This is a genomic window from Bacillus cereus group sp. BfR-BA-01523, assembly GCF_022662615.1.
GTDB classification, from domain to species: domain Bacteria; phylum Bacillota; class Bacilli; order Bacillales; family Bacillaceae_G; genus Bacillus_A; species Bacillus_A mycoides.
Map to the genome: position 1 here is coordinate 39,934 of NZ_JAKUDX010000014.1, position 23,428 is coordinate 63,361.

A 23,428-nucleotide genomic window follows, 5' to 3' on the forward strand; every position below is an offset into this window, starting at 1 on the left:
GATCATCCTTCCAAGTTATAAAGATGGAACGGATGGTGTCCACGCTCTTTTATGTTCTACTTCTTCCGTATTTCCCGCTTCTTCCACTTCTAAATCAAAAATCTTCGCAAATAAAGCTAATTTTTCGCCAGCTCCCTCTTCAACAGCTAATTCTTTAGCTACTAAAATTGGGTCTTTTAACAATTGGTTAATAATACTTTTCGTATGTTTACTAATTACTTTTTTCTCACGATCACTAAGGTTTGGTATTTTTCGCTCAAGACTTTCCATCGTATCACTTTGAATTGCTAGCGCTTTATCACGAAGAGCTGATATTAACGGTACAACACCTAGCGTACTTAACCACGTTTTAAATAAAACCATTTCTTCTTCAATCATAAATTGAATTTTCTCTGCTTCTTTTAAACGTTCAGCACGGTTTGCTTCAACTACACCTTGCAGATCGTCGATATCATATAAGAAAGAGCCTTCTAATTCATCAATCGCCGGATCAATATCACGTGGTACTGCAATATCAACCATAAATAACGGACGACCAGAGCGCATTCTCTCTACTTTTGTCATCATTTCTTTCGTAATGACATATTCTGATGCACCCGTTGAACTAATTAAAATATCCGCTTCTAATAATGCACATTGCAATTCACTTAAAGGCTTTGCATGTCCCATATATTTCTCAGCCATCACTTCCGCTTTCGTAAGCGTCCTATTCATAACCGTTACTTTACGAGCTCCACTTCCGTATAAGTTTTGCAGTGCAAGTTCACCCATCTTACCCGCACCAAGAATAAGTACATGACAATCTGTTAAATCGCCAAATATTTTCTTTCCGAGCTCAACAGCAGCATAACTAACAGACATCGCACTTTCACCAATCGTTGTTTCTGAGTGCGCACGTTTTGCTAACGTAACCACTTGCTTAAACAACTCATTAAAAATTGTACCTGTCGCTTTTACTTGTTGTGCTTCTAAAAAGCTATCTTTTATTTGACCTAAAATTTGCGTCTCTCCAACAACCATAGAATCCAAACCGCATGTTACGCGGAATAAATGATCTATTGCGCCATCTTGTTCAAAAATAGACAAGTATGGTGCGACTTCTTCTATTTCAAGCTGAAACCAATCAGCTAAAAACTTCTTAATGTAATACCGTCCCGTGTGTAATTGATCGACAACAGCGTAAATCTCAGTGCGATTACAAGTTGATACAATGACATTTTCTAGCACGCTCTTTTGGTTTTGTAATATAGTCATTGCTTGCTCTAGCTCTGCTGCCTGAAATGTGAGTTTCTCACGAAATTCTACAGGGGCTGTTCGATAATTTACACTAACAACAAGAATATGCACGCAGCATGTCCCCCTTCACCCGTTTTATCACTTTATATACTATCATAATACAACTTTCCTCTTATGAATCTGACAATCGTGTGAACAACTGATTATTTTTTATTTATTCTCCATATGTAATAAAGGAGCTTCAGTAAGATTAATAAAGAACTTTCTACTTTATAATAATTATAAAATAATAACTCTATTTGTACGTTACCAAAAAAAGTCCTCATAATCAAGTGATGGAAACTATTCCATATTAATTATAACATCATCTTTTCTATCTTCTTTCATCATGAAGGAAAATATGTATGATTGTTCCAAAATATAGTACTCACTTTCTCGATGCAATGCATTTGACATTGTATTTCTTTTTCGTTATATTGATTTTACAAAATTAAATTGTGCACAATTTAAAAATACAAGGAGTTGCCTATGAAAGAAAATCCTTTGCATCTAGATAACCAACTTTGTTTTTCTATTTACGCTTGTTCTAGAGAGGTTACCCGTTTTTACCGCCCCTATTTAGAAGAAATGGGCATTACGTATCCCCAGTACATTACTTTACTCGTACTCTGGGAACAAGACGGACTAACAGTAAAAGAAATTGGAGAACGTCTATTTTTAGATTCTGGTACTTTAACACCTATGTTAAAACGTATGGAATCATTAAAACTTGTACAACGTGTTCGTTCAAAAGAAGACGAGCGAAAAGTTTGTATTGAATTAACAAAACAAGGTAAAGATTTAAAAGAAATAGCTTGTTCATTACCAACAACGATGGCTACAAATTTAGGCATTACAGAGCAAGAATATCATTCTTTATTAATCCAATTAAACACATTAATTGAAACAATGAAAAAAATTAATGACAGAAAAGGGGAATAAACATGGATAAATTATATACTGCTTTAGTAACAGCAACAGGTGGAAGAAACGGTAAGGTAGTTTCAGATGATGGCATATTAAATCTTGATGTAAAAATGCCAAAAGCACTAGGTGGCGCAGGCGGAGAAGCAACAAATCCAGAACAATTATTTGCAGCTGGTTATGCAGCTTGCTTTGATAGTGCATTACAACTTGTAATTCGTACAAAACGTATGAAGGTGGAAAGTACAGAAGTGACTGCACACGTTTCTATCGGTAAAGATACAGATGGTGGTTTCGGACTATCTGCTGTACTTGACGTACATGTTGCTGGTGTTTCTCATGCCGAAGCACAAGAACTTGTAGAAGCCGCTCACGGTGTATGTCCTTACTCTAAAGCAACAAGAGGAAATATTGAAGTTACATTAAACGTACGCTAAAAGTTTAGTAAATAAAAAAAAACGCGCGACATTCGTCACGCGTTTTTTGTTTTTGTCATTTTATGAATTGCTTTCCATGCTTCTTCTTTTCCAAGTCCTGTTTCAGAAGAGAATAGAACGATTTCATCGCCAATTTCAACAGCAAGCGTTTCTTTTACAACTTTTAAATGCTTTTGCCATTTCCCTTTCGGAATTTTATCGGCTTTCGTTGCAATAATAATTGTTGGGATTTCATAATGCTTTAAGAAATCATACATCATAATGTCATCTTTTGTTGGTTGGTGACGTAAATCAACTACTAATACAGCTGCGTCTAATTGCGTACGTGTTGTAAAGTAAGTCTCAATCATTCTGCCCCATGCCGCGCGCTCTGTTTTAGATACTTTCGCATATCCATAACCTGGAACGTCAACAAAATGCATCATTTCATTGATTAAGAAAAAGTTCAGCGTTTGCGTTTTTCCTGGTTTAGAAGAAATACGTACTAACTTTTTACGATTTAAAATTTTATTAATAAAGGAAGACTTCCCGACATTAGAACGACCTGCTAAGGCAATTTCTGGTAAATCACTGTCTGGATATTGTTCCGGTTTAACGGCACTAATTACAATATCTGCTTTTGTTACTTTCATTGTTTCACTCCTACTAATGCGTGCTCCAATACTTCGTCTAAATGAGATGCAAGCACAAACGTAAGGTTTTCTTTTACGCTCTCTGGAATATCATCTAAATCTTTCTCATTTTCCGCCGGTAAAATAATTTTTGTTAATCCCGCGCGGTGAGCACTTAATGTTTTTTCTTTCAAACCACCAATCGGTAATACACGACCACGAAGTGTAATTTCACCTGTCATACCAACTTCTTTACTTACAGGAATACCTGTTAGTGCAGAAATAAGTGCCGTTGCCATCGTAATACCTGCTGACGGTCCATCTTTTGGAACTGCTCCTTCTGGAACATGAATATGAATATCGTTTTTCTCATGGAAATCCGGATCAATATGAAGTTCTTCTGCACGAGAACGAATATAGCTAAACGCGGCTTGTGCGGATTCTTTCATAACATCCCCAAGTTTCCCTGTTAAAATTAATTTCCCTTTTCCTGGCGCTACAGACACTTCAATTGCAAGTGTATCGCCGCCCGCTGCTGTGTAAGCTAAACCTGTTGCCATACCAACTTGGTCTGTTTTTTCAGCTTGACCATAACGGAATATATGCTTACCAAGTAAATCAACAATATTTTTCTCTGTTACAACAATGCGCTTGCGTTCTGCTGTAACGATAATTTTTGCTGCTTTACGGCAAACTTTTGCAATTTGACGCTCTAACGTACGAACACCAGCCTCGCGTGTATAATAACGAATAATTTCAAGAAGCGCTTCATCACGTACTTGCAAATTACCTTTTCGCAAACCGTGCTCTTTTAATTGTTTCAGCAATAAATGCTCACGAGCAATGTGCACCTTTTCAAGTTCTGTATAACCAGCAATTGAAATGATTTCCATACGGTCAAGCAATGGGCCCGGAACACTTGCAAGTGTATTAGCAGTTGCAACGAACATAACTTTCGATAAATCATATGGCTCTTCAATGTAATGATCACTGAAGTTATGGTTTTGTTCTGGATCTAACACTTCAAGTAACGCCGCTGATGGGTCTCCCCTGAAATCGTTAGACATTTTATCAATCTCATCTAATAAGAAGACTGGATTAACTGTTTTCGCCTTTTTCATACCTTGAATAATACGTCCTGGCATCGCTCCTACATATGTACGACGGTGACCACGAATTTCAGATTCATCACGCACACCACCAAGAGAAACACGTACAAAATTACGGTTTAACGATGTTGCGATAGAACGTGCTAACGAAGTTTTCCCAACCCCAGGAGGTCCTACTAGACAAAGAATTGGGCCTTTTAATGAATTCGTTAACTTCTGTACAGCTAAATATTCAAGTACTCGCTCTTTCACTTTTTCAAGACCGTAATGATCTTTATTTAAAATTTCTTCCGAATGAGTGAGGTCAATCATATCCTCTGTTGCTGTTGTCCATGGGAGAGCTAATAACCAATCAATATAATTATGAATGACACCACTCTCAGCAGAACTTACAGGTAATTTTTCATAACGATCTAATTCTTTCAGTGCAGCCTTCATTGTTTCTTCAGGCATTCCCGACTGTTCAATTTTCTCACGAAGTTCTTCAACTTCCCCGCCCTTGCCTTCTTTATCACCAAGTTCAGTTTGAATCGCCTTCATTTGCTCACGTAAGAAATATTCTTTTTGCGTGCGCTCCATTGAACGTTTCACTTTTTGTCCAATTTTCTTTTCTAGGCTAAGTAACTCTTGTTCATCTTGAATAATTGAAATAAGTGTATGTAGTCGCTCTTTCACAGATACAATCTCTAAAATCTCTTGTTTCTGCTTCGTTTTAATCGGTAAGTGAGAAGCAATTAAATCAGCTAGTCTTCCCGGTTCTTCTACATCAGCTACCGTTGCAAATGTTTCATTTGAAACTTTTTTCGAAACTTTAATATATTGTTCGAAATGCTCCAGTAACGTACGCATAAGAGCCTTCTCTTCTAAATCATCTTCTACTTCTTCCGTTACCGTTTTAATAGAAACTTGCACTATATTTTCTTCTTCGATAAACTCTACTACTTCTGCTCTATGTAAACCTTCTACAAGGACACGAAGCGTACCGTTCGGCAATTTTAACATTTGCTTCACTTTCGCCACTGTACCTACACTATATATGTCATCTTCTTTCGGATCGTCGATATTCATTTCTTTTTGCATTGCTAAAAAGATGATATTTTCATCCATTGCCGCCTGCTCTAGTGCTTGTATCGATTTATCACGTCCTACATCAAGATGCAGAACCATCGTTGGATATACGAGAATGCCTCTTAATGGTAGGAGGGGCACAATTCTTTCATTCGTATTCATACTAGACATAGCACCTCCATAATAAATTAAACTCCTGTTCAACTATTTTATATTACAATACATCTAGATGCAATTGCAGAGATTCTTCGCAATTGTTAATCCCCTGTTTTTTGTGCCTCACGAAAAGAAAAAAGACTCCGCTTAAGCATACAAACTTAAACGAAGTCTGGCAAATTTTTATTATTGTATATTCTCACATTGATTGTGCATCTGTTTCGTCCAAATCATTATGTGCATCAAGCTCACGATGCATATTTTCCTGCATAAATGTTAATTCAAATACTTCTTTTAATTTGCGAACAGGAATGATCTCAATTCCCTTTATTGTATACAAAAATGGTTGCATGTTTTCAGCCGGAATGATGACTTTCTTAGCTCCCGCTTTTTTCGCAGCTTTTATTTTTGCGTACACACCACCAATAGGCTTCACTTCTCCGTGGATACTTATCTCACCTGTCATCGCTACTTCATTATTCACATACGTACGATGCACTGCTGAATAGACACCTGTTGCCATAGCAATACCTGCTGAAGGACCATCAATCGGGATACCACCAGGAAAATTAATATGTATATCATACCCTTCTGGCAACACATCTAGAGAACGAAGTACTGTTAACACATTATCAACAGAACCTTTCGCCATACTTTTACGGCGGATTGATTTCGTTTGATTTCCAATACTTTCCTCTTCTACAATTCCAGTGACATTTACTGATCCTTTATCTTTCGCAGGAATAGCTGTTACCTCAATTTCTAATAACGCACCTGTATTCGGCCCATATACAGCAAGCCCGTTCACAAGACCGATTCTCGGAATTGGATAAATACGTTTTTCGTACTTTGGTGTAAGCTGACTAGAATGAACAACCCATTCAATATCTTCATCTTTAATGAAAGGTCGTTCTTCATTTATCGCCATACCAGCAGAAATTTGCACGAGATTAATTGCTTCTCGCCCATTTCTTGCATACATTCCAATCATTTCGATACCGTTCTCACCTACTTGCATCTCCACTTTGTCAGCTGCATTTTTCGCTACTTTTTGAATTTCTTCTGTATCTAACTCACGGAAGAACACTTCTAAACAACGCGACCTAATTGCAGGAGGAATTTCCTCTGGTGAACGTGTCGTTGCACCAACTAAGCGAAAATCTGCAGGTAAACCTTTTTGAAAAATATCATGTATATACGTTGGAATCATCGAATTTTCTTCACTATAATACGCACTTTCCAAAAACACTTTCCGATCTTCTAACACCTTTAGCATTTTATTCATTTGAATTGGATGTAATTCACCAATCTCATCAATGAACAAAATACCACCATGCGCATCTGTTACAGCCCCTTTTTTCGGTTGCGGGATACCCGCTTGTCCCATTGCACCTGCTCCTTGATAAATAGGATCATGCACTGAACCAATTAATGGATCCGCAATACCACGCTCATCAAACCTAGCTGTCGTCGCATCAAGTTCGATAAATGTTGCATTTGTACGAAATGGAGATTTCGGATTTCGTTTCGCTTCTTCTAATACAAGGCGTGCTGCCGCTGTCTTTCCGACACCTGGCGGACCGTATATGATCACATGTTGCGGATTAGGACCACAAAGAGCCGCTTTTAACGACTTAATCCCGTCTTCTTGCCCTACAATGTCTATAAAGGATGTAGGACGTACCTTTTCCGCAAGCGGCTCTGTTAAAGAAACCTCACGCATTTTACGAAGCTGCTCTAATTCTTTTTTCGATTCTCGATCAATTGAAACTTTTTGTGTTCGCTGATTTCGAAGTAAATGCCAAAAATACAATCCGACAATTACGCCAAAAACAAGTTGAACAAGTAAAAATATATTTGTCCAGCTCATAATTCATTTCCTCCCGCTATGTTTTACCTTTTAGTATTTCCTGGGAGGAATAGTGCTAAACATAAAGAAAAACAGCAATTATAAAAATTGCTGTTTCTTCTTCGCATTATGCAGATGTTTTTGTATCAAGTACAGTACCGTCTTGTAACACCAATTTCGGCGGTTCATTATCAGCTACTGTTTCTTTCGTAAGAATACACTTCTCGATATCTTTGCGAGATGGAAGTTCGAACATTACATCAAGCATCAAGCCTTCAATAATAGAACGAAGTCCACGAGCACCTGTTTTACGTTCAATTGCTTTTTTCGCAATCTCAACTAGTGCACCTTCTTCAAACTCTAACTCAACATCGTCAAGCTCCAATAATTTTTGGAATTGCTTAACAAGTGCATTTTTCGGTTTAGTTAAAATATCTACAAGAGCATCTTCATCAAGCGGCTCTAGGTTCGCAATAACTGGAAGACGACCGATAAACTCCGGAATTAAACCGAATCTTAAAAGATCCTCTGGTAAAACGTGAGATAAAACATGCTTCTCATTTACATCAGCATTTTTCTTCTCAGCACCAAATCCAATTACTTTCTCACCAAGGCGACGTTTAATAATAGGCTCGATGCCATCAAACGCTCCACCACAAATGAATAGGATGTTCGTTGTATCAATTTGAATAAACTCTTGATGCGGGTGCTTACGACCACCTTGAGGTGGAACGCTCGCTACAGTACCTTCTAAAATTTTCAGAAGTGCCTGCTGTACACCTTCACCAGATACATCACGTGTAATTGATGGATTTTCGGACTTACGTGCCACTTTATCAATCTCATCAATATAAATAATTCCTTTTTCCGCTTTTTCTACATCGTAATCAGCCGCTTGAATTAGTTTTAGTAAGATGTTTTCTACATCTTCCCCAACGTATCCAGCTTCTGTTAAAGATGTTGCGTCCGCGATTGCAAATGGAACATTTAAAATACGCGCTAATGTTTGTGCCAATAATGTTTTACCACTACCAGTTGGCCCAATAAGTGAAATATTACTCTTCGCTAATTCTACATCATCAATTTTGCTGTTAGAATTAATGCGTTTGTAATGGTTATATACCGCTACCGCTAGTGCTTTTTTCGCGTTATCTTGTCCGATGACATACTCATCTAAGATTTCACGAATTTCTACCGGTTTCGGTACATCTTTGAATTCTACTTCTTCGTCCTTCGCAAGCTCCTCTTGTACAATTTCAGTACAAAGCTCGATACACTCGTCACAAATGTAAACACCTGGACCTGCAACTAACTTTCGAACTTGCGTTTGTGTTTTACCACAGAAAGAACATTTTAATTGACCTTTTTCATCATTAAATTTAAACATATTTTCACACCCCTTACAAAGTGCTAACCTCTTGCCTTCGTATGTACACGATAAATGTATCGTATGTAAATACATATTATGTCACTACGTAGCGAGAAATACAAATAATATGACTAGTTATGTACAAATAAAAAAATTTTAAAACTTTTGAAATATGTATATTCGACTTACAAAGGCACTTTTCCTTCTTCATCGAAAAGTTTTATAAATATATTTCTATATTTATAAAACAAGGCACGATTAAAATCGCGCCTTGTTATTTTATTATGCAGCGTTGTCTACTAAGAAGTCTACAGCTTTACGCACTTTAAGATCTTCAGATAAAGCGTCTACGCTTCCAAGAGCTTGCTTGATAGCGTCTACTGGCATACCGTACATTTCAGCCATTTTTTCAACTTCTGCAGTTACTTCTTCTTCAGTAACTTCGATGTTTTCAGCTTCAATGATAGCTTCAAGAACAAGATTGATTCTTACACGTTTTTGTGCATCCTCTTTCATTTGCTCTTTTAATTTGTCAGCGTCAGTACCTGTGAATTGGTAGTAAAGCTCAAGGTTCATACCTTGTTGGCTTAAACGTTGCTCGAATTCACGAACCATACGATCTAACTCAGTGTCGATCATAGCTTCTGGAATGTCGATTTCAGCGTTAGCAGCAGCTAATTCTACTACTTCGTCACGTACTTTGTGCTCAGCTTCGTGCTTTTTGCCTTCTTCTAAGTTTGTACGAAGTTTTGTTTTTAATTCATCAAGAGTTGCAACTTCTTCGTCAGCATCTTTAGCGAACTCGTCGTTTAACTCAGGAAGTTCTTTTGTTTTGATTTCGTGAATTGTTACTTTGAATGTTGCTGGTTTACCAGCTAATTCAGCAGCATGGTACTCTTCTGGGAATGATACTTCAACTTCTTTAGAATCACCAGATTTAAGACCAATTACTTGCTCTTCGAAACCTGGGATGAAAGTACCAGAACCGATTGCAAGAGAATAGTTTTCGCCTTTTCCGCCTTCAAATGCTTCGCCATCAACGAAACCTTCGAAGTCGATTACAGCTGTATCACCATCTGCAGCAGTTCCTTCTTCTTTAACAACTAGTTCAGCTTGACGCTCTTGTAAAGCTTTTACTTCGTTCTCTACATCCTCGTCAGTTACAGTTGTTTCAACTTTTTCTACTGCTAAACCTTTGTAATCACCTAATTTAACTTCAGGTTTTACAGTAACTTTTGCAGTGAAAATTAAGTTTTGGCCTTTTTCGAATTTCTCGATGTCAATCTCAGGATGAGCAACTGGGAAGATACCAGCTTCATCGATTGCTTCACCGTATGCTTTTGGTAAGATGATATCTAAAGCATCTTGGTATAAAGATTCAATACCAAAGCGTTGTTCGAATAATGGACGAGGCATTTTTCCTTTACGGAAACCTGGTACATTAATTGTTTTTACTACTTTTTTGAATGCAGCGTCGATAGAGTTATTTACTTCTTTAGCATCAACTTCGATTGTTAAAACGCCAACGTTACCTTCTAATTTTTCCCATTTTGTAGACATTTATTCTTTCCCTCCAACTATAATAATGTATGCACATACCTCTATAGATCAAAATTTTTATTATCTCTTTCTTGAAATAACAAATGTACAAATAACCCTCTAGCAAAAAGCTTTCAGATACAATGTTCCAATCTACTAATTGTCTAAAAGACAACTACGGTATATTTTGTTCGAGACTAATATGAAACATATTAAGTAAGAGAATTATACTCCTCTTCTCTTACAAACAGGCAGATTTCTGCCTTTTGCAACCCTTACATTATAACATAGAATGTGCTCGTTTCAATAACTGAACGATTCTTTTTCATAATTATACGGGCAAATACCCTTCTCTTTCAATGCGCAGTAACCATTGATAGGCAATATGAAATTCCTCAAACTCAATATTGTATGCTGTCATAAGTTCTTCTTCATCAATAGCCAATCCGAAACGCTTTCTTCCAATTCTCTCTAAGACAGCAGCCCAAATTTCTACTTTATCCATTAATAGAGGGAACGGAAAAATGCTAATTTGTAATTCTTTCCAGTATGTAACCATCGTACTAAATATATCTGGATAATTTTGCTCTAATCGGTTTGAGAATTTATGTATAATTTTATCGGATTGCTCCTCATTATGACCTGTAAATGCTGGAATCACCTTTATCGTATTTCCAAACTTCTCTACTTCTATCTCTTCTTCTATTTGATTTTCTACCATTTTATACAAAATAGAAGTTTTTAAATACGGGTGCTGATCTTCGTCTATTAAAAATTTCTTTAAAGTAGGAAGTGCGAGATCCAGGTCTTTTAACGCAAGTTTCTGGATCACTCTTAGCTTTTGACCAAAGTTTTCTCCAAAAAGCCCATCGGTAAATTCTTCTAATTCAAAATTCGAATCCACTAGCGGTTTATCTTCTTCATTCAGCATCCCTTGCGCAAACAAAGCAAGCTGCGCCAATTTTTCCTTTTGCTCAGGAATTATATCTTTCGTTTGCAAAACTTCCTCAACAGTTTCAATGACACCTTCATAATCATTTGTTTGAACTAAAATAGTTACATACGTTTCAAGAATATCACCAAATAATACAGCTCCTGTTTCAAGCAACTGCTCACATTTTTCTTTCGCTTCTTCCATACGTTTTAATTCTAGCAAACAAATAACGGAAGCTAATTCTGTTTGTTCCGTTTCTGCATTATACTGACGTAATATTTCAAAGCAGCGCAATGCATCTTCGAATTCCCGCTCTTTCAACGCTAAAAAACCTTTATCAATATAGCGTTCTGATAGTTGCGGAAACAATACGACCGTATTTTCTTTTTTATCCATACGTCCGCCTCTTTTTCTAGATTTTAATGATCTTCAAAGTAAATATATCAAATGCGTAATGAGAACACAACATTCCAAAATTATTTATTTGAAATATAGGAATATTCTATTTTCATAACAAAAAAGCAACAAACTTCTAAATGAAATTCATTTTTCACAAACAAAAACCCTCAGCAACAGACGGCAGAGGGTTCATCATTAATGGAAAGCTTTTATAATTGTGGGGTATATAACAAGGGTAATAATTTGGAGAACAATAATTGCCATAACAATCATGCTAAAATAGAAGATTGGTTTACTTCGCTTCATTAAAAACATAATAATAAGCATCGTACAAGCAAACAAACTTAAAAAGAACAAACTCGTTGTCGAACTAAGTATACCACTCGGGACAAAGAACAATAAAACTACACTACAAGTACCTATAATTCCAAATAACCATTCCATTCATTCACTCATTCCCTTTCCCTCTCATGGCAGTTTTTTCTACGCTACTAAATGTTTTACAACATCAATTACATATGTTAACTTTTCATACGCCACAAACCCAAAAGCTACTGTTAAACCCGTTACGATTAATCCTTTCATCATCTCTTCCTCCTCATTTATCGTTGTTATCTTCATTATATAGGATTAGTAATTTGTTACCATCGAACTTCCTTACACTTACCTTACAGAGTTGTAAGATTTCAAAAATAGATTTAAAATCATGTTAATATATTTTTGTACAATTAAGAATTTAATTTACAAGGGGGATTATATATGTTCAAAAAAATGGCAGCTGACGTTTTAGGATTAAGCGATGTAGGTTCCGTTATCACACCAAAAGATTACGATAAGGTCGATGCTGATGATTACGTAATGCATGAAGATGGGGAGAAAATTTACTTTCTTATTAAATCAAAATCAGATGAATATTGTTTCACAAACAAAGGATTAATTCACCTAGATGGTACAAGTGCCACAAGCAAAAAACGTACATTACGCCGCTTTAGCTATAGTAAATATCAAATTAAAAACGTAGCACTTGAAACTGCAGGAACGATTGATTTAGATGTAGAAATTAAATTTCAAATGGGAGATGAGCATTACTCAATTGATATTCATAAAAAACATATTGAAGAATTAAAAGATTTATATAAGGCTCTTCTTAAAATCGAAGAAATTTCATACGACAACGACATTACATTGCAATATGCACATAAAAGTTTAGATATGGCATCTAACGCTTTCAGCCGTATTTCAAATGCACAAGTAAATTTAGCAGAACAGTTTAAAGAGATGAACGAGATCGCCTTTAACTGGCTCGTTGATACGAAAAAGCAATATAACGTGAAAGATTACGGTTTTGTCTTTGAAAAATTTATTAATAACTAATTTAAAACAAACAAAAAACCTTGTTATCAAAAGATAACAAGGTTTTGTTAGCGTCCCAGGAGAGATTCGAACTCCCGACCGTACGCTTAGAAGGCGTATGCTCTATCCGGCTGAGCTACTGGGACATGGAGCGGGTGAAGAGAATCGAACTCTCGACCAGAGCTTGGAAGGCTCTTGTTTTACCACTAAACTACACCCGCATATGTTATTTTATTTTTCTTCGTTAGCGCTGTTGCCCTATCGACAATATTTATTATATTCATAACTACTTATAAAGTCAATACTTTTTTAAAAGAGGATAATTTTCCTTATCCTCTTTTAAAAATTGCTTGTTCCACCAGCTGTCCATCTAATGTTTCAAAACGAACTTCTATATGATTTTCATCCATTCCTAATAAAGCGAATGTTTTTTCCACACGAGAGCGTGGGAGCAAAATACTTCCTGGATTAATAAATAAAATCCCATCAATTAATTCTGCCCCTAATATATGAGAATGTCCAAAGCATGCTACTTGTGCTCCTACTTCTTCTGCATGATACGCTAACGTTTGTAACGTCATTTTCACATTATGACGATGACCGTGTACAACTAAGAAACGAATTCCATCTACATCAGTTACAATTTCATCTTGAAAGTTAGCATAATCACAATTCCCTTTTACAACTTGGAAACCTTGTAGCTCTTCGTGAGCAGGCGTTAGCTCTGAATCACCACAATGAATCATGACATCTACTTTCCCTTCGTAATTCTCTTTTAACTGCTGTAATTCCTTCACAGAGCTATGACTATCGCTTACGATTAAAGCTTTCATCAATCTCTCTCCCTTATTCTTCTAAAAACCATTCTGGGATTTTTTTTTCTAATTTACGAAGAGCGCGTCCGCGGTGACTAATCGCATTTTTCTCATCCGAATTTAGCTCAGCCATCGCTTTTTTATATTCTTCTACATAAAAAATCGGATCGTATCCGAAACCATTTTCCCCGCGACGCTGTTCTAGAATTTTCCCTTCGCACGTTCCGTTTACAATAACCGGCTCTTTATCCACTTCAGGGAAAGCAACTGCTAGCGCACAGTAAAAACGAGCTGTACGTTTTTCTAAATCGACGTCAGTTAACCCTTGTAACACCTTATCTATATTCGCCTGATCATCTTTCGGCTCTCCAGCAAAACGAGCTGAATACACACCTGGTTTCCCGTTTAAGGCATCTACAATAAGACCAGAGTCATCCGCAATTACGATGGAATTCAACTGTCTACTAAGACTGTCCGCCTTTAAAATTGCATTTTCTTCAAATGTTTCACCAGTTTCTTCGACTTCTTCAATATGAGGAAAATCGTGTAAAGATTTCACTTCTAAGTCAAATCTCTCAAATAACTCAGCAAACTCACATACTTTCCCAAGATTTTTCGTCGCTACAACAACTTGCTTCATATTTTCCACCTCTACTCTATATGAGATACGATGTCACCTAACGCTTCTTTTTGCTTTTCAACAAGTTGGAAAATCCCTTGTTCAGCAGCATCAAGTAATTCATTTAATTCAGCTCTGCTAAACGTCGCTTCTTCTCCAGTTCCTTGCACTTCAACAAACTGACCTTTTCCAGTCATAATAACGTTCATATCAACGTCTGCTTTAGAATCTTCAGCATAATTTAAATCTAAAACAACACCTTGTTCTTCAACAACACCTACTGACGTTGCCGCTAAATAATCTTTCACCGGAATTTTAGATACTTTTTCTGCTCGCAATAATTTTTCAAAAGCTAATACCATCGCTACATAAGCACCTGTAATAGAAGCTGTTCTCGTTCCGCCATCCGCTTGAATTACATCACAGTCAATCCAAACCGTTCTTTCGCCAAGCGCTTCTAGATCAACAACCGCACGTAATGCTCGTCCAATTAAACGCTGGATTTCCATTGTGCGCCCTGTTACTTTCCCTTTACTTGACTCTCTGATTGTACGTTGCTCTGTCGCACGTGGAATCATTGAGTATTCTGCTGTTACCCAGCCTTTTCCTTCTCCGCGCATAAACGGCGGTACACGCTCTTCAATTGTCGCTGAACAAATTACCTTTGTATCTCCAACTTCAATTAGTACTGATCCCTCTGGATGTTTTAAATAATTTGTATGAATATGTATATGGCGTAGCTCTGCTTTTCCTCTACCATCTACTCGCATAAAAATAACCCCCTCATAAATACTCTCATTAGTATAGCCAAATTTAAATGTACGCTATGTATAACAATAAAAGAAGGGGAACTCAAAAAGCAATTCCCCTTTCTTACATAAGTATATCAAATTATTCGCGATTAAAAACTACCTGTATTCACGTTTTGTGGACGATCAACAGGTTTTATTAACTTTTCACCTTTCTCATCCATAAGATTTGCTTTCCCATTCACTTCAATAGAAACATTTTTCACACCTTGTTTTTCCGTTAAAGATAAGACTAACGATTTCAACACATAATTTGAAATCATGTTTTTGTCTGGGTTCACAAATATATTTTCATTAAAGTTTAATGTAATATTTCCGTTCTCCACTTTTGGATTCGTAATAAGCTTAGCTCCTGGATTAAAATCATTTAGTAGCGATCCTTGAATCGGACCTTTTACAAGCTCATCCACAATTGCCGAGTAATCATTTTCTTTTCCTTCTGCAACGCGCCTTGTTACCGGTACGTAATATTGCTGCTTATTATTATTTTGCGCCATAAAGTAAAGTGTAACCGGTTTTGTATGCGTCACATCTGCTACTTGTTCATCATCAAAGTTAATTCCATTCGCACGACTTACACCTTCACCAAGCGGTGTACCCGCAACAGGCATCTTCGCTAATTTTTCACCATTTATTTGGAACTGCACTTGTTTTATTTCTGTAAATTGAGTCAAAGTCCACGCTACTGATTCAACAATTTGACGTTCTTCTTCTTTTGAATAATTTTTCATTTCTTTAGAGAAATCAATTACTGCCGTCCCGCCTTTTTTCAAATTCAAGGTCATCGTCGTATTCGCTGGAAGGACTGCTCGAAATCCATTTGGCAATAAATTTGTGACTGGTCCATCTTTCACAAGATACTCTAACGTTTGCTGTACAACTTCATTCGCTTTCGGAGTAGGCATTGCAATAGTTTGCGGTACGACATATCCATTTTTATCAACGAGGTATAACTCTCTATTTACTGTTTGCCCTTGTTTATCTTTTTTAGCAGTTTCTTTCTTTTCACCTTCTGTATACGTAACTTTTTTTGGCGGATCAATTTGTTCTGTCGCTTTCTCTTGATTTAACAAGCCACACCCTGATAATAAAATCGCACTCACAGTAGCACCAACAACCCATTTAAAAGTGGATTTAGGCATGCCATTCCCCCCTAAAATCTAAGTTTGTACTATTATGTATACGAGCTGTTTCATGTTTTAGAACAAGCTATGGCTACTTATACAGAAAAAACCCCTGATTTCTCAGGAGTTCTCTTATATGAATCTACTATTATTCTGTTTCTAAATTGATATGCTTCACATTTTCAATCGGCTGACCGAACCACTTTGATGCAATTTCTTTAAACAAGCCTATTTTACCAGTCGTTAAGAAGAGATGATCACTTTGTTCTTCTCCCTCATTTAGCATCTTACTATGGTATAAAATCGTGCTTACCTCACGCGCTGTTTCATCACCCGAACTAATTAATTGTACTTGATCCCCCATTACCTTTTTAATAACAGGACCTAAAATCGGATAATGTGTACATCCTAGAATAAGCGTATCAATGTCAGTACTTTTCAACGGTTGCAATGTTTCTCTTACAACTTCATACGCCATTTCACTTTCGAAATTCCCACTCTCTACAAGCTCAACGAAAGGTGGGCACGCTAAACTTTCTACCATAACACGGTTATTAATAGACTTTAGCGCCTCTTCATAGGCGCCACTTTTTACTGTTCCAATCGTTCCAATAATCCCAACATGATACGTATTTGTCACTTTTAAAGCTGTACGTGATCCTGGATGAATAACTCCAACTACTGGAATTGGTAATTGTTTCTGCATTTCTTCTAATACAACCGCAGTTGCTGTATTACACGCAATAACTAACATTTTGATATTTAAATCTAATAAATGCTCCGTCATTTCCCACGTAAATTGACGCACTTCTTCACGAGAACGCGGACCATAAGGGCAACGTGCTGTATCCCCTAAATATATAATACGCTCTTTCGGCAACTGACGAATTAATTCCTTCGCTACTGTTAAACCGCCCACTCCTGAATCAATAACACCGATCGCTCTATTCAACTTAATCACCCGTTTTCTCATTCATCATCTTTTATGTTTATCAGTATATTTTACACACTTTAAGTTCGCTAACTTAAAGTGCCCCTGTATAAAAATTTTCATTTGTACCTATATAGATCAGGACATTTTTTATTTTGCTCCTTTTTTTCATAATTTGCAAGACAGAAAAATAACCGACCTTCTATATGAAAGTCGGTTTCTTCTATATAAAATACGCATTTACCCCTCTCTTTGCCGGACAGTAAGACCCCCACCTCAAAATTCAGCGAAAGCAAAGAAGTTATATCGGGGATCGGGCTGCCCGTAAAAGCCCGAATGGTGGGGGCTAATAATTAGCAGGGGATGCCCCCCCCACTAATTAAAGTTTCACTTTATTGCTCCATCTTTTTTTGGAAAGAAGACATTCCTATTAATAAGAAGAAATGAGCAGAAATTAAAATGATGATTAAAATAAAATTCAAACGATAACTATTTGTAGATTCCATAACCTTGCTCGCTACAGCTGGCCCAAATGCCATACCGAAAAAGTTAATTAAATTATATAAACCAAGACCGACTCCAACTTTAGCTGGATGTAATGTTTTCGGTATAAATGTGTTTAATGATACTTGAATAGCTGAATAACTCATAAATGTTAAAATAACCGCCACTAAAATAATGATTAAGTTCCCGTTCGGAATAAGCCCTAAAATTAAAAAGCCAACGATCATAACTACAGACGCTACATAAATCATATTCACATTTCCAAACGAAGGGACAATCTTTCCCGTAATAAAACTAGATACAATACCAAAGAGTGATGCAACAAACAATGCAATTCCGATAACGAATGGCGACAATCCGTGCACTCTTCCTAGCAGTGATGGCAATAATAATAGACTAGCACATAACGCCACATTAATTATAAACCCGACCGCTATTAAACGAAGAAATGGCTTGTTCGAAAATAACTCAATATCAATAAAGGGATGCTCCGCGTTCTTCATACGAACCGTGAATAAAAATAAGAAAGCTACCGATAACACAAATAGCCAACTATTAATATTGACACCTAATAAAACAGTCGTAATGAATGCAAATAATAACACCGCTCCAATGTAATCAAAATGAAACGCTTCATCCGTATGCTGCGCTTCTTCTGGCATAAATTTTATAAGCAAGAAAATCCCAACTACTGAAATAACCATAAATAAAAATAAATATGGCCACCCTAATGTATTTGTAATAGCCCCGCCAACTAAAGGACCAATGCCTATTGCTAATGCAATAGAAGAACTAATCATCGCTAATGCACCAGGCTTCTTAGCAGGAGCAACTAATTTTGCCACTGCAATCATACTAAGCGCAATAAACGCCGCACCCCCACTCGCCTGCACTAATCTTGTAAGAATGGTAATCGCATAAGATTGATTCATAAATCCAATAATAGAACCCGCTACAAATATGATAATTGAAATAATCAATAGTTTTTTTACGCTATAACGATCCGCCAACTTCCCATATATCATCGAACCAATACCGACAACTAAGGAATAACCTACTACAACCCAACTTACTTTCGATTGACTAATAGATAAATCATTAGCAATATCCTCTAACGCTACATTAAATAACACCGCATTCATCGGTCCTAATAAAACGATAAAACACAATGTGAAAACAAACCATTTTGAATGGTTACTTATATCTTTTCCCATGCGTAACACCTCTTCTGATTGTAGTAACTGTAAATGAAAAATAAAGTTGTTTAGCTCCTCTATCACTACTAAACAACTTCATCAAATGTATAAATTTATCGCGCGACAAATTGAATTCGAAACGTAACATTATGTTGTTCGATATTCATGGAACTATCATAGTTTCAGCATTACAGTTTGTCAACGAAAAATATACAAAGTAAACTAATTTAGTGTTTTTAGTTTACTTTGTCCAAAAATTGTTATACACTAATTTCGAATCCGGTATAAGGGGGACTGACATGGTTATTCAAATTTGCAATTTCTAACTTAATACAATCAAGTAAATAAAGAACTTTTATATAGAAGAAACATTACAGGAGGATTATGATGAAGAAAAAAATGTTAGTTGTATTAACGAGCGTAGAAAAATACCCAAATTTAAATAGAGCTACCGGGCTTTGGCTTGGCGAAGCTGTCCATTTCGTTAAAAAAGTAGAAGAAGCTGGTTACGAAGTAGATTATGTCAGTCCACAAGGCGGCTATACACCGATTGATCCGCATAGTTTAGCGATGGCGGAGAGCATTGATTGGGAATGGTATCAAAAGAAAGAATTTATGAATCGTCTCGGTTCTACAATGAAACCGAGTGAAGTGAATCAAGAAGACTACGCTGTTATTTATTACGCGGGTGGTCACGGAGTTATTTGGGACTTCCCAGAAAACAAAGAACTTCAAACTATTAGCCGCAACATTTATGAAAATGGCGGAATTGTTTCCTCTGTTTGTCACGGAGCTGCTGGTTTATTCCATATCACATTAAGTAACGGGGATCGTTTAATTAACGATAAAAAAGTAACAGGATTCTCAAATGAAGAAGAGAAACTAGCTGAATTAGATCAATTCGTTCCATTTTTAACAGAAGATGAACTCGTTAAATATGGGGGACTTTACGAAAAAGCTGCGCAACCTTGGGTAGCTTACGCTGTAGAAGATAATCGTGTAATTACTGGTCAAAACCCTGCTTCAGGTGGTCCAGTAGCTGAATTAGTATTAAAACAGTTGCAAAAATAATATGTACTAAAAAAGCAGATTTCCCTCTAGTAAGGGAAATCTGCTTTTTTTACGAAATCATTTGTAAATTAGCTATAATTTCTTTTTCAATTTCAGAATCATCAACTACATCTAAAAATTCCGGTTTAAACAGTTGGTATTTCTTCAAATTGTAGAAATCAAGTATCGCTTGCTTTAACGTAATATCGTACTGAATGCAAAAAGTATGATCTATAATGCGTCTTAACATCACATCATCTTGCACCATAAATAGTTGCGCATTCATTTTATTAAAGTACCCTTGTTCCATACCCGACTCAAAAAACATTTGCAAATTACGATTGCGATTTTGTTGTGCAGCGACTAATTGATCCGACAAATGCGGATACGCTTCTTTCAAATCTTGTAAAAAGACATCCGAAATATACGTCACACATTTTAAAGAATGGATAAACGTCTTTTGGAAACGTTCTGCAAACGACATACTTTCATCTTGATTATCCGCATCTCCTTCAAGAAGATAGTTTATAAAATCCTCTACTACTGCCTCAATAATCTCATCTTTCGAAGAAAAACGTTTATATAAAGTAGCTTTACTAATATCCATATATTTCGCAATTTCATCTATTTTTAATTGGCTAAAACTCGTCTTTCGAATAACGGGCTTTATTTTATTAATATAAGTATTTGCACACGCTACTTTTCTCATTTAAAAGAGCCTCCCCTTTTGTTCATACAAAATAGTATAGCAAATTCATGAATGTTTATAAATGAAGTTATTATACTCATTACGTCTTTTTAGTTTATTACAATTTCAATCTACGCTATACATAAAAAGTACCCGCTACCTTTGTTAGTAGCGGGCACCTTTTCTATAATTTATTTACAACTCTTTTTATAGCCTTACCTATTCCCACACTAGACTGCGGATTCTGCCCTGTAATCAAACGCCCATCTACTACAACATGCGGCGTGAAATTAGGTGCTACATAAAATAATGCCCCTTCTTCTTTCAACTTACTTTCTAGCAAAAACGGAACTCGATTTTCTAAATGTACAGCTTTTTCTTCATCGTTTGTATAACCTGTTATACGCTTACCGGCAACAAAAAACGAGCCATCTTTATTTTTCACACCAACTAAAGAACTTACCCCGTGACAAACAGCCGCTACGATCCGGTTATTATTGTACATATTCTCAATTAAATTTGCGACATATGGATTACCTGGAAAATCTACAATCGCCCCGTGCCCACCACCAAATAATACCGCATCATACTCTGAAGAATGAACAGTTGAAATCGCCCTCGTATTTTGCAATAAAGAAGCGACATGCTTAAATTCACGAGGTATGCCATTCGGAATAGACACTCTATCAATTGGTACTCTCCCACCTTTTATCGACACAATATCAACATCGAACTTAGCTTTTTTAAATAAATGATAAGGAGCTGCGAGCTCTTCCAGCCACAAACCAGTCGGGTGTCCATTTAAATCATGAGCGCTTGTTGAAACTAATAATACCCTTTTCAACATATCCCCTCCTTACTACCTATTTATGTATGAAACATTCTTATCATTCACATGGAGCATGAAACAAACAGAAAAATAGCCGACCTTTTGTATAAAAGTCGGCTGCTTTCTTATAGTTCTAGCTCTCCCATACGAAGAAGCTCAACAACTGCTTGTGAACGTCCTTTAACCCCTAGCTTTTGCATTGCGTTTGAGATGTGATTACGTACTGTTTTTTCACTTATAAACAGTTCACCTGCAATTTCCTTCGTCGTTTTATCTTGAACCAGTAATTCAAATACTTCTCTTTCTCTCTTTGTGAGTAACGGTTTAGATTGATACGCTTTTTCCTTCAACTGGTATAACCCTCCTTGCTTAAGCCAGAGCTGTATATGTGTAAGTTGGGTGTTTATTTAGTCAAGATATTGTATGAACGAAATGTGCAGGTGGTGAATGAAAATGGGCTTTATTTCTTATGTTATTTTAGACTTTTATACAGTGCGTACACTCTTTTTATCCACTTACTTTTCAGTACGCCATATTTGTTCTAGTAATATGCTGACAACTGTACCTACGAACAAACCATTTCCGAATATATATTGCATCACAGACGGCAAGGATTGGAGTGCTCCAGACGGTAAAAACATAACACCACTTCCAAATAATATAGCAACTCCTAAAATCGTTACATTCCTTTCGCTAAGTGGTACTTGTTTTATATTATGAAATCCAATTCCAATAAGCTGCACGAACGAAGCCATTAAAACCGCAGATGCGACCGCGGATGGCAGAGAGGCTAAGTAGCGGATAATACTTGGAAACAGCGACATACCGACTAATAGTACACATGCAAATAAGAATGAACGCATGTACTTTTGATTTGTTAAACGTATGAAACCTGCCGTTGCTGGTAGTGGAACGACACCTACAGTTGAAAATACAGAGGAAATGATATGTGAAATCCCTCCAACCCACGTTCCATCCTCCAACTGTTTTTGTTCAATAGTCGCTTTATGAATGGTAGCTTGATTGATTGCTATAATAGCTGCCACTGTATTTGAAACTAAAATACATACCATAACGAAACTTGATACAGCCATACCTGTATTCCATTTTGGAATTCCCCACGCGAATATATGTGGAAGTTGCACAAAATGAGTTACTTGAGATGGGATCGTCACTTTTCCTGCAATGAGAAAAATAATCCAGCCACTAATTAACCCTATTAAAACCGCATAACTTTTAACAAACCCTTTTCCGAAGTTGGAGAGTATGACTACGAATAAAAATATGCCAAAAGCAATTAATGCTGTAAATCCATCAATTTGAGAAACAGTAGCTGTAATTCCTAGCATTCCTTTTAAAAATACACCACTTAATTGTAAACATAATAAAAGTAAGAACGTCCCTGTCACGAGCGGCGTAAATAAAAATAAAATACGCCCGATAACTCCCGTTACTCCTAGCCCTATTAAAACAACTCCCGCAACCATCATTCCTAATTCTAAAATTTGCAACGTACTATGTAATTGATCCTGCCCTACAGTTGCATAAGCAAGCACGGTAAATACACCAACCCAAGATCCAGCTGGTCCATCCGCAATCGGAAGCTTATGTCCAAGCCATCCTTGTAAAAAAGAAGATATACCAACTACGAAAAACGTACGCTGCATTAAATAAAATACTTCTTCCGTCGTAAGATGAAATAATCCGCCAACGACAATTGGTAGCGCGATTGAGTTTGCTAATAAAAAAATAAACCATTGCAAAGTTCCCATAATATGATTTTGATTATGTTGATTGTCCAAACTTTTCATCCCTTCTTGCTTCCTTATAAGGAAGTATA

22 protein-coding genes and 2 tRNA genes are annotated in these 23,428 nt (G+C 36.6%); 4 read left to right on the top strand and 20 right to left on the bottom strand.

Features of this window, described 5'->3' with window-relative positions; all coding sequences use genetic code 11:
- Window positions 1-15: 15 nt before the first annotated feature.
- On the bottom strand, window positions 16-1,347 hold the full coding sequence (hemA, locus tag MR066_RS23475) for a glutamyl-tRNA reductase (protein WP_002015353.1): 1,332 nt from the start codon (window positions 1,345-1,347) through the stop codon (window positions 16-18).
- A 417-nt stretch (window positions 1,348-1,764) separates the two neighbouring features.
- Between hemA and MR066_RS23480 the strand changes: the two genes are divergently transcribed.
- Entirely contained in the window at window positions 1,765-2,217 is a 453-nt protein-coding gene (locus MR066_RS23480; RefSeq protein WP_002034199.1) for a MarR family winged helix-turn-helix transcriptional regulator, read from the top strand.
- A 2-nt stretch (window positions 2,218-2,219) separates the two neighbouring features.
- On the top strand, window positions 2,220-2,636 hold the full coding sequence (locus MR066_RS23485; RefSeq protein ID WP_219303601.1) for an organic hydroperoxide resistance protein: 417 nt from the start codon (window positions 2,220-2,222) through the stop codon (window positions 2,634-2,636).
- A 35-nt stretch (window positions 2,637-2,671) separates the two neighbouring features.
- Here the strand turns inward: MR066_RS23485 and yihA are convergent, their stop codons facing one another.
- From yihA to MR066_RS23520, 7 genes are all read right to left on the bottom strand, one after another.
- A complete protein-coding gene (gene yihA, locus MR066_RS23490) occupies window positions 2,672-3,268 on the bottom strand; it encodes a ribosome biogenesis GTP-binding protein YihA/YsxC (protein ID WP_002088829.1) in 597 nt (198 codons plus the stop codon).
- Window positions 3,265-5,595 (bottom strand): endopeptidase La, encoded by a 2,331-nt coding sequence (gene lon, locus MR066_RS23495; RefSeq protein ID WP_242248691.1) that lies wholly within the window; start codon window positions 5,593-5,595, stop codon window positions 3,265-3,267. The genes yihA and lon overlap by 4 nt, the downstream gene beginning before the upstream one ends.
- Before the next feature lie 184 nt (window positions 5,596-5,779).
- Window positions 5,780-7,450 (bottom strand): ATP-dependent protease LonB, encoded by a 1,671-nt coding sequence (gene lonB / locus MR066_RS23500; protein ID WP_002034202.1) that lies wholly within the window; start codon window positions 7,448-7,450, stop codon window positions 5,780-5,782.
- Between the two features lie 106 nt (window positions 7,451-7,556).
- Window positions 7,557-8,816: an ATP-dependent protease ATP-binding subunit ClpX gene (clpX, locus tag MR066_RS23505; RefSeq protein ID WP_000472285.1), complete on the bottom strand. Its 1,260-nt coding sequence runs from the start codon at window positions 8,814-8,816 to the stop codon at window positions 7,557-7,559.
- Between the two features lie 264 nt (window positions 8,817-9,080).
- The gene (tig, locus tag MR066_RS23510; protein WP_002034203.1) at window positions 9,081-10,358 is read right to left on the bottom strand and encodes a trigger factor; all 1,278 of its coding nucleotides are present in this window, start codon (window positions 10,356-10,358) and stop codon (window positions 9,081-9,083) included.
- A 310-nt stretch (window positions 10,359-10,668) separates the two neighbouring features.
- Window positions 10,669-11,667 (bottom strand): hypothetical protein, encoded by a 999-nt coding sequence (locus tag MR066_RS23515; protein WP_242248693.1) that lies wholly within the window; start codon window positions 11,665-11,667, stop codon window positions 10,669-10,671.
- A gap of 198 nt (window positions 11,668-11,865) precedes the next feature.
- A complete protein-coding gene (locus tag MR066_RS23520; protein ID WP_001983650.1) occupies window positions 11,866-12,114 on the bottom strand; it encodes a hypothetical protein in 249 nt (82 codons plus the stop codon).
- A gap of 315 nt (window positions 12,115-12,429) precedes the next feature.
- On the opposite strand from MR066_RS23520, the gene MR066_RS23525 reads away from it, so the two are divergent.
- Window positions 12,430-13,044, top strand: coding sequence for a PH domain-containing protein (locus tag MR066_RS23525; protein WP_242248695.1), 615 nt, complete (start codon window positions 12,430-12,432; stop codon window positions 13,042-13,044).
- Window positions 13,045-13,095: 51 nt separating this feature from the next.
- Here the strand turns inward: MR066_RS23525 and MR066_RS23530 are convergent.
- From MR066_RS23530 to MR066_RS23565, 8 genes are all read right to left on the bottom strand, one after another.
- Window positions 13,096-13,169 (bottom strand) — tRNA-Arg (locus MR066_RS23530).
- Between the two features lies 1 nt (window position 13,170).
- Window positions 13,171-13,244 (bottom strand) — tRNA-Gly (locus MR066_RS23535).
- 108 nt (window positions 13,245-13,352) lie between these two features.
- Window positions 13,353-13,856 carry a metallophosphoesterase gene (locus tag MR066_RS23540; RefSeq protein WP_242248698.1) on the bottom strand — a complete coding sequence of 168 codons (504 nt, stop codon included), beginning with the start codon at window positions 13,854-13,856 and terminating at the stop codon, window positions 13,353-13,355.
- Window positions 13,857-13,869: 13 nt separating this feature from the next.
- Complete coding sequence (locus MR066_RS23545; protein ID WP_242248700.1) at window positions 13,870-14,478, bottom strand: XTP/dITP diphosphatase; 609 nt, start codon at window positions 14,476-14,478, stop codon at window positions 13,870-13,872.
- A gap of 11 nt (window positions 14,479-14,489) precedes the next feature.
- Window positions 14,490-15,227, bottom strand: a complete 738-nt coding sequence (gene rph / locus MR066_RS23550; RefSeq protein ID WP_061674626.1) for a ribonuclease PH — start codon at window positions 15,225-15,227, stop codon at window positions 14,490-14,492.
- Between the two features lie 131 nt (window positions 15,228-15,358).
- Window positions 15,359-16,408 (bottom strand): GerMN domain-containing protein, encoded by a 1,050-nt coding sequence (locus tag MR066_RS23555; RefSeq protein WP_002015339.1) that lies wholly within the window; start codon window positions 16,406-16,408, stop codon window positions 15,359-15,361.
- 130 nt (window positions 16,409-16,538) lie between these two features.
- On the bottom strand, window positions 16,539-17,351 hold the full coding sequence (racE, locus tag MR066_RS23560; RefSeq protein ID WP_002015338.1) for a glutamate racemase: 813 nt from the start codon (window positions 17,349-17,351) through the stop codon (window positions 16,539-16,541).
- 362 nt (window positions 17,352-17,713) lie between these two features.
- Entirely contained in the window at window positions 17,714-19,039 is a 1,326-nt protein-coding gene (locus MR066_RS23565; protein ID WP_242248702.1) for an MFS transporter, read from the bottom strand.
- Between the two features lie 369 nt (window positions 19,040-19,408).
- Between MR066_RS23565 and MR066_RS23570 the strand changes: the two genes are divergently transcribed.
- A complete protein-coding gene (locus MR066_RS23570; RefSeq protein ID WP_242248704.1) occupies window positions 19,409-20,092 on the top strand; it encodes a type 1 glutamine amidotransferase domain-containing protein in 684 nt (227 codons plus the stop codon).
- Between the two features lie 49 nt (window positions 20,093-20,141).
- Here the strand turns inward: MR066_RS23570 and MR066_RS23575 are convergent, their stop codons facing one another.
- From MR066_RS23575 to MR066_RS23590, 4 genes are all read right to left on the bottom strand, one after another.
- Window positions 20,142-20,780 (bottom strand): TetR/AcrR family transcriptional regulator, encoded by a 639-nt coding sequence (locus MR066_RS23575; RefSeq protein WP_002192450.1) that lies wholly within the window; start codon window positions 20,778-20,780, stop codon window positions 20,142-20,144.
- 163 nt (window positions 20,781-20,943) lie between these two features.
- Window positions 20,944-21,606: a type 1 glutamine amidotransferase domain-containing protein gene (locus MR066_RS23580; RefSeq protein WP_193662576.1), complete on the bottom strand. Its 663-nt coding sequence runs from the start codon at window positions 21,604-21,606 to the stop codon at window positions 20,944-20,946.
- 107 nt (window positions 21,607-21,713) lie between these two features.
- Window positions 21,714-21,938 carry a spore germination transcription factor GerE gene (gerE, locus tag MR066_RS23585; protein ID WP_000659484.1) on the bottom strand — a complete coding sequence of 75 codons (225 nt, stop codon included), beginning with the start codon at window positions 21,936-21,938 and terminating at the stop codon, window positions 21,714-21,716.
- A gap of 165 nt (window positions 21,939-22,103) precedes the next feature.
- Entirely contained in the window at window positions 22,104-23,399 is a 1,296-nt protein-coding gene (locus MR066_RS23590; protein WP_215600731.1) for a purine/pyrimidine permease, read from the bottom strand.
- Window positions 23,400-23,428 lie beyond the last annotated feature (29 nt).

Bases quoted from the DNA above. Each gene is read 5' to 3' on its own strand.
- MR066_RS23545 (WP_242248700.1), bottom strand. From the start codon at position 14,478: ATGAAGCAAGTTGTTGTAGCGACGAAAAATCTTGGGAAAGTATGTGAG.
- lon (WP_242248691.1), bottom strand. From the start codon at position 5,595: ATGTCTAGTATGAATACGAATGAAAGAATTGTGCCCCTCCTACCATTA.
- MR066_RS23570 (WP_242248704.1), top strand. From the start codon at position 19,409: ATGAAGAAAAAAATGTTAGTTGTATTAACGAGCGTAGAAAAATACCCA.
- MR066_RS23590 (WP_215600731.1), bottom strand. From the start codon at position 23,399: ATGAAAAGTTTGGACAATCAACATAATCAAAATCATATTATGGGAACT.
- MR066_RS23555 (WP_002015339.1), bottom strand. From the start codon at position 16,408: ATGCCTAAATCCACTTTTAAATGGGTTGTTGGTGCTACTGTGAGTGCG.
- MR066_RS23485 (WP_219303601.1), top strand. From the start codon at position 2,220: ATGGATAAATTATATACTGCTTTAGTAACAGCAACAGGTGGAAGAAAC.
- rph (WP_061674626.1), bottom strand. From the start codon at position 15,227: ATGCGAGTAGATGGTAGAGGAAAAGCAGAGCTACGCCATATACATATT.
- MR066_RS23580 (WP_193662576.1), bottom strand. From the start codon at position 21,606: ATGTTGAAAAGGGTATTATTAGTTTCAACAAGCGCTCATGATTTAAAT.
- MR066_RS23520 (WP_001983650.1), bottom strand. From the start codon at position 12,114: ATGGAATGGTTATTTGGAATTATAGGTACTTGTAGTGTAGTTTTATTG.
- MR066_RS23480 (WP_002034199.1), top strand. From the start codon at position 1,765: ATGAAAGAAAATCCTTTGCATCTAGATAACCAACTTTGTTTTTCTATT.
- MR066_RS23575 (WP_002192450.1), bottom strand. From the start codon at position 20,780: ATGAGAAAAGTAGCGTGTGCAAATACTTATATTAATAAAATAAAGCCC.
- MR066_RS23515 (WP_242248693.1), bottom strand. From the start codon at position 11,667: ATGGATAAAAAAGAAAATACGGTCGTATTGTTTCCGCAACTATCAGAA.
- lonB (WP_002034202.1), bottom strand. From the start codon at position 7,450: ATGAGCTGGACAAATATATTTTTACTTGTTCAACTTGTTTTTGGCGTA.
- MR066_RS23525 (WP_242248695.1), top strand. From the start codon at position 12,430: ATGTTCAAAAAAATGGCAGCTGACGTTTTAGGATTAAGCGATGTAGGT.
- MR066_RS23540 (WP_242248698.1), bottom strand. From the start codon at position 13,856: ATGAAAGCTTTAATCGTAAGCGATAGTCATAGCTCTGTGAAGGAATTA.
- yihA (WP_002088829.1), bottom strand. From the start codon at position 3,268: ATGAAAGTAACAAAAGCAGATATTGTAATTAGTGCCGTTAAACCGGAA.
- tig (WP_002034203.1), bottom strand. From the start codon at position 10,358: ATGTCTACAAAATGGGAAAAATTAGAAGGTAACGTTGGCGTTTTAACA.
- MR066_RS23565 (WP_242248702.1), bottom strand. From the start codon at position 19,039: ATGGGAAAAGATATAAGTAACCATTCAAAATGGTTTGTTTTCACATTG.
- clpX (WP_000472285.1), bottom strand. From the start codon at position 8,816: ATGTTTAAATTTAATGATGAAAAAGGTCAATTAAAATGTTCTTTCTGT.